At 41.7% G+C, this 13,344-nt stretch carries 14 protein-coding genes; 2 read left to right on the top strand and 12 right to left on the bottom strand.

The genetic code is table 11. From position 1 onward, the window contains the following. Nucleotides 1-120: 120 nt before the first annotated feature. Nucleotides 121-1,062 (top strand): DMT family transporter, encoded by a 942-nt coding sequence (locus RSX31_RS08675; protein WP_315634287.1) that lies wholly within the window; start codon nucleotides 121-123, stop codon nucleotides 1,060-1,062. Nucleotides 1,063-1,274: 212 nt separating this feature from the next. Here RSX31_RS08675 and RSX31_RS08670 read toward each other — a convergent pair whose 3' ends face one another. The 10 genes from RSX31_RS08670 to RSX31_RS08625 all read right to left on the bottom strand — a co-directional run bounded on the left by RSX31_RS08670 (nucleotide 1,275) and on the right by RSX31_RS08625 (nucleotide 10,953). Continuing rightward, nucleotides 1,275-2,006: a class I SAM-dependent methyltransferase gene (locus tag RSX31_RS08670; RefSeq protein WP_315634286.1), complete on the bottom strand. Its 732-nt coding sequence runs from the start codon at nucleotides 2,004-2,006 to the stop codon at nucleotides 1,275-1,277. A 215-nt stretch (nucleotides 2,007-2,221) separates the two neighbouring features. After that, on the bottom strand, nucleotides 2,222-2,512 hold the full coding sequence (locus RSX31_RS08665; RefSeq protein ID WP_315634285.1) for a helix-turn-helix transcriptional regulator: 291 nt from the start codon (nucleotides 2,510-2,512) through the stop codon (nucleotides 2,222-2,224). 241 nt (nucleotides 2,513-2,753) lie between these two features. Continuing rightward, the gene (locus tag RSX31_RS08660) at nucleotides 2,754-3,278 is read right to left on the bottom strand and encodes a hypothetical protein (RefSeq protein WP_315634284.1); all 525 of its coding nucleotides are present in this window, start codon (nucleotides 3,276-3,278) and stop codon (nucleotides 2,754-2,756) included. Next, nucleotides 3,271-3,756, bottom strand: a complete 486-nt coding sequence (locus RSX31_RS08655; protein ID WP_315634283.1) for a hypothetical protein — start codon at nucleotides 3,754-3,756, stop codon at nucleotides 3,271-3,273. The genes RSX31_RS08660 and RSX31_RS08655 overlap by 8 nt, the downstream gene beginning before the upstream one ends. Before the next feature lie 152 nt (nucleotides 3,757-3,908). Further along, complete coding sequence (locus RSX31_RS08650) at nucleotides 3,909-4,730, bottom strand: sugar nucleotide-binding protein (RefSeq protein ID WP_315634282.1); 822 nt, start codon at nucleotides 4,728-4,730, stop codon at nucleotides 3,909-3,911. A 526-nt stretch (nucleotides 4,731-5,256) separates the two neighbouring features. Beyond that, nucleotides 5,257-5,847 carry a YdeI/OmpD-associated family protein gene (locus RSX31_RS08645; protein WP_148996205.1) on the bottom strand — a complete coding sequence of 197 codons (591 nt, stop codon included), beginning with the start codon at nucleotides 5,845-5,847 and terminating at the stop codon, nucleotides 5,257-5,259. A 38-nt stretch (nucleotides 5,848-5,885) separates the two neighbouring features. Beyond that, the gene (locus RSX31_RS08640) at nucleotides 5,886-6,257 is read right to left on the bottom strand and encodes an iron chaperone (protein ID WP_148996109.1); all 372 of its coding nucleotides are present in this window, start codon (nucleotides 6,255-6,257) and stop codon (nucleotides 5,886-5,888) included. A 93-nt stretch (nucleotides 6,258-6,350) separates the two neighbouring features. Beyond that, nucleotides 6,351-6,896, bottom strand: a complete 546-nt coding sequence (locus tag RSX31_RS08635; RefSeq protein ID WP_315634281.1) for a GNAT family N-acetyltransferase — start codon at nucleotides 6,894-6,896, stop codon at nucleotides 6,351-6,353. A gap of 206 nt (nucleotides 6,897-7,102) precedes the next feature. Continuing rightward, a complete protein-coding gene (locus tag RSX31_RS08630; RefSeq protein ID WP_315634280.1) occupies nucleotides 7,103-8,893 on the bottom strand; it encodes a YhgE/Pip domain-containing protein in 1,791 nt (596 codons plus the stop codon). 2 nt (nucleotides 8,894-8,895) lie between these two features. Further along, nucleotides 8,896-10,953 carry an efflux RND transporter permease subunit gene (locus tag RSX31_RS08625; RefSeq protein WP_315634279.1) on the bottom strand — a complete coding sequence of 686 codons (2,058 nt, stop codon included), beginning with the start codon at nucleotides 10,951-10,953 and terminating at the stop codon, nucleotides 8,896-8,898. A gap of 159 nt (nucleotides 10,954-11,112) precedes the next feature. Between RSX31_RS08625 and RSX31_RS08620 the strand changes: the two genes are divergently transcribed. Then, nucleotides 11,113-11,679 carry a TetR/AcrR family transcriptional regulator gene (locus RSX31_RS08620; protein WP_282138906.1) on the top strand — a complete coding sequence of 189 codons (567 nt, stop codon included), beginning with the start codon at nucleotides 11,113-11,115 and terminating at the stop codon, nucleotides 11,677-11,679. A 201-nt stretch (nucleotides 11,680-11,880) separates the two neighbouring features. Here the strand turns inward: RSX31_RS08620 and RSX31_RS08615 are convergent, their stop codons facing one another. Further along, complete coding sequence (locus tag RSX31_RS08615; protein WP_315634278.1) at nucleotides 11,881-12,846, bottom strand: quinone oxidoreductase family protein; 966 nt, start codon at nucleotides 12,844-12,846, stop codon at nucleotides 11,881-11,883. Between the two features lie 281 nt (nucleotides 12,847-13,127). Further along, entirely contained in the window at nucleotides 13,128-13,280 is a 153-nt protein-coding gene (locus RSX31_RS08610) for a hypothetical protein (RefSeq protein WP_282138907.1), read from the bottom strand. Between the last annotated feature and the right edge of the window lie 64 nt (nucleotides 13,281-13,344).

Here is a 13,344-nt window from a genome sequence, read left to right as displayed (position 1 = left end):
ATTTATTCGATTAATACTAATTATACAATATGTTCTTTTGTATTTTCAGTAAAATGTTAAAATTATTCTTATAGACAATGTCATTGTGCACAATGGCTCTTCGAAAAGGGGCTAAATGATGTGAAATATTATTATCTGTTGTTACTGACAAGTCTTCTCTGGGGAGGCAATTTCATTGTGGGGAAAACCCTTGTGGAACATGCATCCCCGGGAACGTTGACCATATTAAGATGGGCCATCGCCGTCGTCTGCCTGTTCCCGATTGTCTGGTGGAAAGAAAAAAAACTGGTTCCACCCATTCAATCGATCCTGCCGTTATTTTTCATGGGCCTGACAGGGGTAGCCCTTTTTCAGGCACTTCAATTCATGGCGTTGGAAAAGACATCTGCCACCAATGTGGGCCTGATCTCAACGTTAAATATGTTCTCCATTGCCGGGATCTCTTTTATTTTTCTGAAGGAAAAGATGAACGCATTTCAACTGTCATCCATGTTCATCTCGCTCTTTGGCGTGTTGCTTGTCCTGTCCAAAGGGAACGTGGAGATGGTCTATTCCTTGCAATTTAATGAAGGGGATCTCTATATGCTGGCTGCGGTTGTGATGTGGGGGATCTATTCCGTTTGCAGTAAGTGGGCAATGAAGACCGTCACTCCCATGATGTCCATTTTATACTCCGGACTATTTGGCCTGCTCATCCTTCTTCCTTTTAATCTTTCTACTTTCCGGGTGACCAGTATAGACGCCTCTTTCGTGCAGTCAATCTTATATACCGGCGTGATTTCCACGGTTGTCTGCATGGTCTTATGGAATATCGGGGTGAATAACCTGGGGCCGAGTACTTCAGGATTGTTCTTGAACTTCAACCCTGTATTCACAGCCTTATTGGCCTTCGTCTTTTTGGGAGAAAAGATGAATGGTCTTCAAGCTGCCGGCAGTGTCATTGTCATAGCAGGGTGTGTCTTGTTCTCTCTTTTCAAGTCCAAGCCTGGCATCATCATCAAAGAAACAGGGATCGGAGTCCCTTCAAAAATTGTATCAAGTGAATCTGTCAAGACTTCATAGAAAGAAGCGGTATGGGGGTCCTTTTTGAGGTACTAAAGCCAACCTTCAAGGCTTTAATGATATACTGACAGCAAATATAAGCAAAGAAGACTCGTCAATTGACGAGTCTTCTTTGCTTAAAGGGAAGAAAGCTTGCATACCGCCTTCCGCTTGAAGACACTGTAGGGGAAGGCGAAAATCCCCCCTACATTCCGTAGGAGCGATGAGATGCATTACTTTTCAGCTGAGATGATCAAGAACATAGGTCTGCGGAGTTCATCTTTCATTTCAGGTGCACTTTCTAACATTTCATCAGAGGGAATCGGTTCTTTCAATTTCCTTATATTAAAGCCTTCATTTAGTAAGTCATTGACATAAGTAGAAAATGTACGGTGATATTTTACAACATTTTCGGTCAGGAACGTTGTTTCACGTAGACCTTCTAATTGGTAATGGTCAACGGGCCAATGTAACCGATTCCCTTGGTCATCACTATACCAATCTTGTTCCTGTCGGGAAGTGAACATTGGATGTTCAACTGAAAAGATAAAAGAACCTCCCGGCTGTAAACTATCATAGATCTTTTTACAGATTGCTCCAAAGGACTCAATATAGTGAAAAGCCAGTGAACTGATCACAACATCAAATTGTGAATTAGAAAAATCAATGTCTTCAATTGGCATCTTAATGTAAGAAATGAAAGGATCATCGGTCATTTCACGGGCTTGTTGAAGCATGTTTTCAGATATATCTACTCCGATAACAGACTTTGCTTGCTGTTCCCGAGCATATCGACAATGCCAGCCAAAACCGCACCCCAAATCAAGTACACTCTTATTTCGAAGTTCGGGTAAAAGCTCTTTTAATACGTGCCATTCTCCCGCACTTTCAAGACCTTTAACGGAACGTTCCATATTTTTATATTCAGAAAAAAAGTTCTCATCATCATACTTATTTTGCTTCATAATATTTCCAACCCCTACTTAATTAGTTAGCCTCCAAAATTTAATACAAATCAAATTGAGGAGGCAATCTATATTCTTCTAACCATCTCTTCCACCTCGTTTAGTAGTACTTCAACTAAAATGACAACCGGTATATTTAAACACCTCAGAGAGACGCAGCACCATCTATCATCCTCTATATATGAGTGTATAATGACTATTGCCACCTGTACAATTTATGATTGTTTATCATCATAGGTTTTATATACACCATTTAATGCAGTGAGCTGCAATTCATATTCTATAGCATTAAATAATCCTGTACTGATTTTGTATTCCTCAAGAATTCCATAGCCGCCGTTCGAACCTTTATATGAAACAATCGGAATACCCGCCAGGTTAATTGAATCGATATCTCTTTGAATCGTCCGTACAGAGACCTCGAACTCTTGGGCTAGCTTTTTTGCCGTTATTCTATTGGTATTTAATAACTTGATGATAATCGCCAGTAATCGTTCCACTTTCATGTTTCATTGTTCCATTTATTTATGATTTGATTAGGTTTAAAAGTATATATTCTATTCTTAGGTTACTTATTTCCCGATAAATCTTGCTATATTAATAATTTACCACATATACCCTGGCCCTTATCGTCCTAATCCGTCAGTTGTCTTTCATTCATTCACGGAACCTCGTATATCTAGACACCGACTATGCACTATACACCTTTCGATTTCAAAATCATATAAAGAATAAAATAATGTTTCACTATATGCCCCTGCTTAAATATTTCTTAATCTGCCAAGCAAAAATCAGATTGACTGTTAAGACGCAACAATAGAAAACATAAGAATAGGATGTCTTCCACGTTTTAAATTGAAAAACGTCAAAGTATTCTGCTGAAATCCATTCGAGCCCAACAAGAAAGAAGCCATACAATAAAATATAAACAACCTTGTTTGGCTTCCATTTTCGATAGAAGTGAATGAAAAGGATGATCGGGATGGGGTATACGACTATTTGCAGAATGGAGTCAAAAAATTCCCCATGCCCATAATCGAGTGTGTCGTATAAATCCAGTGGTGGTTCTGCCAGGATTCGATCTCCTATTGTTCCAAGTAAAATGTTAAAAACAAACAAAGCTATGATTTCTGTTTGCAGTAGGTGTGGCTCCAGATGATGGACCAATACCAAAATACACACGCATAGGACAACAATAGAAAGGACAAAAATCTCATTTTCATCGAATGTTTTAGGTGTCAGAGGCTCTAGAATCTTTGGTGTGTTAGTCAACAAAAACGAGCTCCTTTTTTAAAATAAAGACAAAACGAACCATGAAAATATACGAAAATAGAAGAATTCCAGCCGTGATACACACATCTACTATTGGATACCATCCAGCAGTCTCAGATTTCAACATCCCTATTTGTAATAAAAAAGATTTTGATCCAACATCAATCCCCATCCAGACCATGGCAATCATAAGTTTAAAAACCGTTTGTATCTTTGAACGAAAGAAATACAATACCCACATTAATAAGAGCGGCAGTAATAATCCATAATGAAGATAACTTACTACTCTGGGAATGATCTCTTCTTTAACGGAAAGTCGATCATATGCAGAAAAGATTTTGAAATTGATGTGTTGGCATAAAAAGGAATTGAATAAACTGAGGATCATTACCTCGATCGCCCTGAATCTTTTTAATAATCCCTTCAGAGAGTACAACAATACGAGTGAAAATAATGCCGTGAATAAGATCAGTATCATTTTCCTGATCACCCCTTCTCGTATTAGACTTCCCGCTTTTTGACTTTTTATTGTTGTGAATGTGATTCTCTATCAACTAAAAAAAGAGGGAGAATAACGGAAGAGATCACCTCTGATCTTTTCCGTTATTTCCCCTCCTGCATAAGACTTCTTCATGATGAACCAACTACATTGGCTATCATTTCACTATTCGTCTTCAACAAACTCTCCGGAAGATCGTTTCGAATGCTCTTCAATCCAAAATAATATGTATCCGGTGTATCTTGAAGCAAACGATAATGAAATTTTATTTCTTTGTCCGTAAGAGTGCTGACTAATTCTTCAATAAAACGATTTTGAGACATCATATCGACTGCACCAAAGTGAAAAACTCCTGAAAGTTTATGGAGGATGATGTATTTCAGCTGTTTTGCAAGGAATTCATCCGTTAGATGATTACACTCCAGATTACTGTATACATCGATTGAGTTATTCTCAATTCCACTTCTGATTTGATCCAATCTCGGAGACTTCTTCCCCCAAATTTGCGGAATCCGTATCATGACCGCACGTTCCTTTAAAACTTCCTGCAGCATATTTTCACACTCAATTTTGAACTGTCCATAAGGTGATGCAGCGTTAGGAATGTCTTCTTCTGAATGATGCTTCGTGAAATCCGCATCAAACACATTTGCCGTTGAAAAATAATAGAGTACGCTTTCTGTGTTTTCGATTTCCAATGCCAGCTCCCTATGAAATTCAAGCTGTTGGTCAAAATCACCTCTTAGACATGAAATGATGCTATCGGGTTTGATGGAATGAACGATTTCTTTCATCTTATCCATATCGCTGATTTCTAATTGAAATTGTTTTTCTTCAGGGAGATCTACTGGTCTGGTTGCATATGTACCATATACATCAAAGGAACCTTTGGACTCTTCCACCAACGCTTTCCCGACTAATCCACTTGCGCCGAACACGAGCAGTTTTCTCAAGTAACATCCCTCCATTCACAGAAATTGTATCCTCACTTTTCATATTCTACTAAACTCCTGTGAAAATCCTTTAAATGTCCATAAAAAAACGCAATCTCCTTCATTGCGTTTTCCTTGAGGAACGTCACCTTTTCAAATATAGGAACATAATCAGGAAGATGATTAGTCCAATAAATAAAAGATATCCCAACCCCATGCTATACACGAAGTAAACTTTAACGTGAAGGATGATCCGGATGATATGAAAGATAAGGATGCAAAAGAGCAATACAATGACGATATTCACAAGTCTATCTCTATTTCGATACATAGAATCAGCCCCAATCCAGAGCTCAGTACAAAATGGAACTTGTACCAACAGTCTTTCTATATACCTATTTTGCCTTCGTCCTTATTATTCATGGGATCTTCTTTTTCACTTGTTTTGTTCGTTAGCCTTCTCATTATTTCCTACAATCCAAGCCAATGCGAGAACGGCACCTGTTATGATTATCGGTGTTAATAGAGTCATTTAGTCTCCTCTTTTTTAATCATTCAATCCCTTACCCTCAAGAATATGCTCCATATATTTTTCAATCCTGGATTCGCGGGTTTTGGACTGTTTTGCTTTAGAGAAATAAAGAATGTAGGCTCGTTGCCTTCCAGGCGTCAATTCTTCAAAAGCCGTCTTCAAGGCAGGGACTTCGTCGAATTTAGTTTGAAGTTCTTCAGGAATGGTGTATTCTTCCGTCTTTTTTAATTCCACTTGCAAACCGGCCTTTTCCACTTCAATGGCTTCCTGGATATACGCTTTCAAGATTGGCTTCATTTCTATGATTTCTTGAACATTCGTGAACCGGATCTGGCGCGCTGCCTGCACATTCTCCGTTTGTTGGATGAGAATCCCGTCGGGGTCCTTTAATAAGGCGCCTTTGTGAAACAGAAGAGCACAATAGTCTTTGAATCCATGCATTAATACAATGTTTTTACCCTCTAGCGTGTAACAAGGATGCATCCACTTGATTTCTTCGTCCAACTCCTCAAAGCCAAGAAGGATGCTTCTCAACCTCTCAAATTCTTCCTTCCACGTCTTGGTTTTTTTTATAAATCCATCAACCTTACGATTCGGCTTTATCATCATGGAACACTCCTTCTTATATGGACTCTAAGTGTTATCTACTTCCGCCAAAAGGCTGTGTATTCTGCTTTATCCTGAATATTATATGTAATCATATCCTCAAGCAATTTGTAATCCACCGGGTCTTTCCACTTAATTCGAAACAAGCCCTTAGTGGCACTGTAGCCGGCTTGTTCAATCCTTTCGGCAAACTCCGTCATGGTTACCGCCTCAGGTGCTACGCTTACATGATGCTTCGCTGCGTCAATACCGAGGATAAATGTGCCGTGATCGGTAAACATAGGGGTATTCCATTTCATCACTGGTTCCATTTGCGGGAATTTCTCCATAACCCACGTCAGGATTTCTTCCAATCGATTGCGGTGATCGGGATTATCGATACCTGCTAAATATGGTGCAAAAACATCCATCTTGTTCCCTCCTATTTTAAAATGATGCCGTTCAAGATAAACCTTATCTGATTACAACTATATATTTTCAAGCCTGGATAGTCAAAAACTCCCCTAACCACAGCGTTGACTTCGTAAAATCGTGATAAATCCGTCCAGGATATCATGAGAAATTGAGAACCCTTTACGCTGATAGAATTCCAATGCCTCTTGATTCCCATTCGATGTAAAGACAAAATAATCCTCGACATCCTCGAATGTTTTCAACCAATCCATAGACATGTTAAAGAGCCTGGATCCCACACCAAATTGTCGATACCCCTCTTTAATATAAAATTGAGATAGACAACCTACGTTCCCTCTCTTAACCGATGAAAGATCGAAAAATGTGGCAAAATCATTCGAATACGATTCCTTAGGTGAAATGTTGGTATACACATAGGCGACAACTTCGTCATGTTTATGAGGATCCTTCACCACCACTATGTAATTGTGTAAAGCACTTTGGATCGATGGCAGCATCCTGGTATCAAAATTCATGCTGTCAAACCGTTCAGGTGTAATGGATGCCTTTGACTGTTGAAAGTCCATCAATTCATTGCACAGATCCCGGCAGTATTCTGCCTGTTCTTCCGGAATCACTTCATATATAAGATTCATCAATACGTCCCCCATTAAATCAATGACTGTCCCGCTGACTCTTGAAACAATTAATACTACTCTATTACATTTTAGCTTGAACTTAGATTGTAAGGAAAGCTATTACAAAATAAAAAACTTTTAAATTGACACACAAAAAATGACACAAAAGTAAGATTGGTTACTAAAACCAACCACCTTTGTGTCATTCATCAAATACTTTCAGGTTACTTAAACAAATCCATCAGCAGATCCCAAAATCCTTTTTCTTTCTTCGGCTCTGCTTTCTTCGTTTCTTGTTCTTCTTTTTCGATGCTTTCTGTCTTGATCACAAATTGCACGGAAGATACTTTTTCGTTTTTGGAGGAAACGAAGGATACCGGCTTGAAATCCGATTTATCGTATTCAGCCATCATCTTATTGATTTCCTCTTGCATTTTGTCAGGAAGGTTTTTCGTTTCCTTATGCAATTCGCTCGTTCCACTGTGAAGGTCTGCGACTCCACCTTCTAATTCGTTTGTTCCTCCAGCCAGTTCAGCAATGCCGGAATGAAGCTTCCCGTAAGAAGTGGATAACTGACCTACGCCTTCTGTATAGCGGACCAATCCGGAGTGGAAGTCGCCGTAGTTGGCGGACAATTCACCCAGTCCTTTTTGCAGCTGAGCAAACCCGCTCATATCCGTTTCTTTCAATGATGCAGACAGATTATTCGAGATGGAAGTCAGCTGTCCGCTCATCTCGTTCACGGAACCACTCACCTGATTCAAGGTCGGTTCCACGGCCGCGAAGGCTTCCTTGACGCTTGCATAGGTCCCCTTCACTTTTTGCGCAGCTTGATGGGACTCCACCAGTTTATCCACTACCTGGGGATCCGCTCCGCTTTCATATAATGCGGCAATTTCTTCTTCCGAAAGCTCGGAAGAAGGGATTCCCGCCATAGCAGCGTCCAATGTTGCGTAGGCTGAAGAATAGTTTTTCTGCAGGGTCGATAACCCATTCGCGGCTTGTGTCAGGCCATCTGCCAATTGCGTTAAACCAGCCGGCAGCTCATTCAAAGCTGATAAATCCATTTCAGCAGGATTCGCAGCCAGTGACTGATTGATGGTTCGCAGTGCATCGACGATAGAATTCGAGGCTCCGACAATTTGAGACGAAGAACCGTTCAATTCATTGATGCCATTTTTATATTGAGCCGAACCGTCACGCAGGCTCGATGCCCCATCGTTCAATTGGGACACACCATTTTTCAGGTCGTCCACCCCGGTATTTAACTTCCCGATGGCATCTGATAGTTCCGACATATCATCCGTCATACCTTCTGTTCCCGTCGTATCGATTGGGAGTGTGGAAGGGACCGCCGCGATTTGAACACCCTCGAACTCAAAGTCCGATACATCCGCTTCCACGCTTAGCTTTTTCTCTTTTCCAGGCATGACGGTAAAGGTGATTTGCTTATTCTTCCCAGCATTCGCCACCATTCCGTCTGTCGCTTCGATGTTCTCATACGTATTCGGCAGGTTCAGGGAAACCTGCAATAAATAGTTCTCATAGAAGACAGTACCTGCATTCTTATTTTCAGCAGTATCGATGTTGATTTCGAGGTGTCCACTTTTACCTGCAAGTTGTGATGGATCGATTTTCTTCCCATCCAAGCTATACGATACCGTCACATCCCATGGTAACTTTGTATCTTCTTTCATGTTTCCTTGATACGTGAACTTTCCTTCTGGGGCATCCATTTCAATCTTCTGCCCCTCCAGCTCAAGCTTCTTCAGATTCGTCAGATTCTTGACGCTGCTGAATTCCCCGTAATCGAGGATCTTTCCGGCACGAGCTACCTCGAAGGTATTCACGACATAGATAGAATCCAGGTCTCCAGCTGCGTCCAATGTCACGTACACGACTTCATCCTTTGAAGTGACCTTTCCTTCCGATGCCGCTTGGGCTGGTACACTAAGAAATGAAGGCAAGAATAGCATCAACGCGAGTGCAGAATAACGTAATTGTTTTTTTCTCATCATCATTTCTCCTCATAATAATTTGCTTTATAGGTTGTCTTCTTAATGACTTTATCGAATACCAGGAGCATCGCCGGCAGGACCAAGAGGACCATGATAAAAGCTAGCAGCGCCCCCCTGCCCATCAATAGACCGATGGATCCAACGATTGGATTGGAAGAGGTGATCCACAGAATAAAGCCGACACTCGAAAGGATCGCTGCCGAAATCGAAATCGAGAATGTCTTCTCATCCAGGGTTCTCACCATTGCTTCTTTAGCAGGCATTTCCTTGCGATAATGGGTATAGGCCTCAGTGAATAAAATCCCATAATCGACCGTCGCGGCAAGCTGTACCGTACTGATGATCAAGTAGCCTACAAATACGAGTGGTGTATTCGTGAAATATGGAATCGATAAATTGATCCATACGGCTGCTTCAATCGTGATGAGCAGCACCACCGGAATCGTAATCGATTTAAAGCTGAACAGAAGCACAAGGGCAATCGTCACGACCGTCAGCACATTCACGACCACATTATCCTTATTGACGGTATTCTTGATGTCATAAAGCGTCACGCTCTCCCCCAGCGCCAGAGCTTCATCCCCGTAATAATCCGCCGCCGCTTCTTCCACCTTCTCTACGATGGCAAAAGGAACCGCTCCTTCTGTACCCTGATTCGTATTAATGACGATCCGGCTGTAATTTTCAGAGTAGAATTCATCCGTGATCGATTTATCCAGGTATTCAGGGGGGATCTCAGAGCCAACCTGATTCACATACGCCATGACTCCAGTCACATAATCAAGGGATTCGATGTCCTCCACGAGCTCCTTTTCTTTGGCCGTATCTCCTTTTGGAACTAAAAGAACGATGGGTGTCGTTTCACCAAATGCCTCTTCCACCTTCTTGAAGTCACTCCCGACACGGGTGTTTTCCGGCTGCTCACCTGACCCGTAAATGAATGACGTATTCGTTTGCCCCAGGAAGGCAGGGACCAGAATCGCAAATACAAAGATCAGGCTCGGAACCTTCCATTTCAATACCTTGTTCCCGATACCCGTGAAGCTCGGAACAAAGCTCTTATGTTTCGTCTTATCCATCCATTTATAGAAAACAAGCGTCAATGCAGGCAGGAACACCATCACACTGATGAAACTCAGGACGATCCCCTTCACAAGGTTCAACCCGAGATCCGACCCGATCTGAAACTCCATGAACGTAAGGGCGATAAACCCGAAGAACGTTGTTGCCGCACTTGCCGTGATCGCAGGAAAACTCTTCTTCATCGCCAGCTTCATCGCTTCTTCGGGATCATCCGTCACTTTCCGGTAATCGGAAAAGCTATGAAGCAGGAACACCGCGTAATCCAGAGACACCGCCAGCTGCAGGATCGGCGCAACCGACTGGGTGACGAAGGAAACCTCCCCTAGGAAGATATTCGTTCCCAGGTTGATGAGAACCGACACCCCGATCGCCGTCAGGAAGAACAGCGGTTCGATCCACGAAGTCGTTGAGACGACCAGAATCAAAATTATGAGGGGTACCAGTAACATCCCTGCATACATCGATTCACTTCCGGCCATTTTCTGAGAACTTGCCGTATTGGCCGCTTCACCGGCAATCGCACCATCACTACCGATCAGCTCATAGATTTCATCGGTGATCCGGACCTCGTCGCCGGTAGCGACACTGATGGAATACAGCGCATTCTGATCACTATAGTAATTCTCGACTGTCTCCTTGTCCGCCACTTCCAAAGGCGTTTTCAGGTCGACCATATCATCCAGCCACATCACATCCGATACTCCGTCAATGGCTTCCAGCTTTTCTTTAAATTCGAGTGCCTCCTGTAACGTCACACCCGTCACCATGACCCGCGTATCAGGAACGTCACCCGTGAACTCCTTTTCCATGATGTCCATGGCCTGTGTCGACTGGGCATCATCAGGCAAATAATCGACCATATTATAATTGACCTTCACAAAAAACTGCGCCGCCGTTGACAGCACCGTCACCAGTATAAACGCAATCAGAACAGCTTTCTTATGCTTTATGATCCAAGATGCAATATTTATCATCTTTCATCCTCTCTTGTCTCTTTCACATTTTCACATTATCATTATAATAAACACCGTGTTGGATATTCAACGGACAGTTGCATAAGGAATGTTCAATACTCAACACATCTTTCGCGTATGTTGGATAACTCAGAAAAAGCAGGAAAGGAACGCTGATCTTTGAACTCAAAAATGGACCGACGAAAAAAATATACACGCATGGTTTTAAAAGAAAGCCTCTTGAAACTACTGCAGGATAAATCAATCTCAAGCATCACAATCAAAGAAATCTGCGAAACTGCAGACATCAACCGCTCCACCTATTATGCCCACTACTCAAACCAATACGAACTGCTCGAAGCAATCGAAGAAGAATTCATCGAGGACCTGACCGTCACACTGGGTAAGTATAACTTCTCAAAAGAAGAAGAAGCCCTGCAAATGACCGAAAAACTATTCGAATACATCGCCGACAAAAGCGATATCTGCGAGGCCCTTCTCAGCGAGAACACCGATATGTACTTTCTAAAAAAAGGCATGCTCATCACCCACGAATTCATCTTCAAAAACTGGATCACCGAAAGCCGGATCGATCAAGAAACCTATGAATACATCAATATGTTCATGGTGAGCGGAAGTATTCATGTCATCAAAAATTGGGTCGAGAATGGAATGGATAAGACGCCTGAAGAGATGGCGGCGATATTGAACCGGTTTATTAATCGGGGGTTGTCAGGAGTGAGGTAGGATATTGTTCACAAAAAAAGCCCTCCCGAAGACGTTATAAGATTACGCTTTTGGGTAGGGTCTTTTATCTTTATATTAATGTGGATGCTCATATTCAATCCTGCGTTCATAGAATCATGTACCCTTTCATTCAACTACCGCTTCGGCTATTTCAAGGGCAACGGTGTTCTCTTAATCTGAGAAATCGTTCTCAGAAAAGATTTATACCTTAATCAACACTTTCCCCTCATAATCACGACTCTCTATCAATTCATGCGCTTTTGCTGCATCTCTCAATTCAAAGATCTGTGCGACGGGCAGGATGACTTTCTTGGAGGCAAATAACTTTATAACCTGATCAGCAACAGGGGCTAAAAGTTCCGGTCGATGTTTCCTGGTCGTTCCCAAGCTGAAACCTTTTACATTCCTGCAGGAACTATGAACATCGCTTGTTTTAAAGGTACCAGCTTTTCCACTGCTGTTGCCAAATTGAACAAGGGTCCCATATAGTCCCAAACATTCCAGACTCCTGGAAGTGACTTCACCTGCTACTGAATCGAAAATTACATTTGCTCCTTGATCATATGTGTTCGTAAGGACTTCCTCTTTAAACGAGTCATATGTACAAACGAGATCTGCCCCTAAGTTCTTCACATAGTTTTCTTTCCGAATGTTCCCCACTGTTGCAATGATCGTTTCTACCCCAGCAAGTTTGGCTAGTTGTACAAGCATAGAACCAACACCACCGGCAGCACTATGGATAACGATCGTATCGCCTTTTTTCACTTGACCGACTTCATGTAAGAGAAGATAAGACAAGATTGATACGGTCGGCATGGCAGCAGCCTGTTCAAAAGGAAGACTGTCTGGGATCTTGAATACCAATTGTTTATTTGCCTTCACATATTCTGCGTATGAGCCACCAATGGGAAAGGCGATGACACGGTCTCCGACGGAAAATGCAGACGATTTCCCAACTTTCTCAATGGTTCCCGAAACATCCAGCCCAAGGATAAAGGGGAAGTTCCCCTTCACTTTAGTACCTTTACGTGACTTGATATCTGCATAGTTCACACTGGTAAATGCGGTTTTTATCAACACTTCATCTTCATTTATTTCCGGGCATTTCACATCCGTGAATACAAGTACATCTGAATTTCCGAACTCATTTTGAATAACGGCTTTCATTTTTGTAGCTCCCCCATACAACAAAGTAGAATTTCCTGTATAACATATTTTCCCATCATTTACTCTTCATTCTACTGTAAAAAGGGGCATTCGAATAATATGAAAACTGAAAGGACATTCATAACATTCTCTTATTGATATAAGAAAAATCAATCAATGTCAGCCAATAAAAAAGCAAGCAGGAAAATATCCTGCTTGCTTTCGACTGCCTTTATTCAGCTTCAGCTTCATATATATTACCCTAAGCATGGAAGCTTGTAGAAAATAGATATCTTTACAGCCTACTTCTCATACTCTTCATTCTCATACGTGCCATATTGACCATTCTCCGTATCAATGACTCCGCTCGTATAAGAATCCATGATCTGCTGGCTCACCTGTTCATTTGCCTGCTCATCATACGAAAACTGCTCTTTCGGATCCTTCTTCTTCATGTCGATTCCCCCTTATACTAAGTAATCTATTCCCTTATATTGTTCGAAAATTGGCTACAGATAT

Origin of the sequence: Rossellomorea yichunensis, from assembly GCF_032337515.1 — a bacterium.
GTDB lineage: Bacteria > Bacillota > Bacilli > Bacillales > Bacillaceae_B > Rossellomorea > Rossellomorea yichunensis.
The sequence above is the reverse complement of the archived record's forward strand: the minus strand, read 5'-3'. Positions and strand labels throughout refer to the sequence as shown.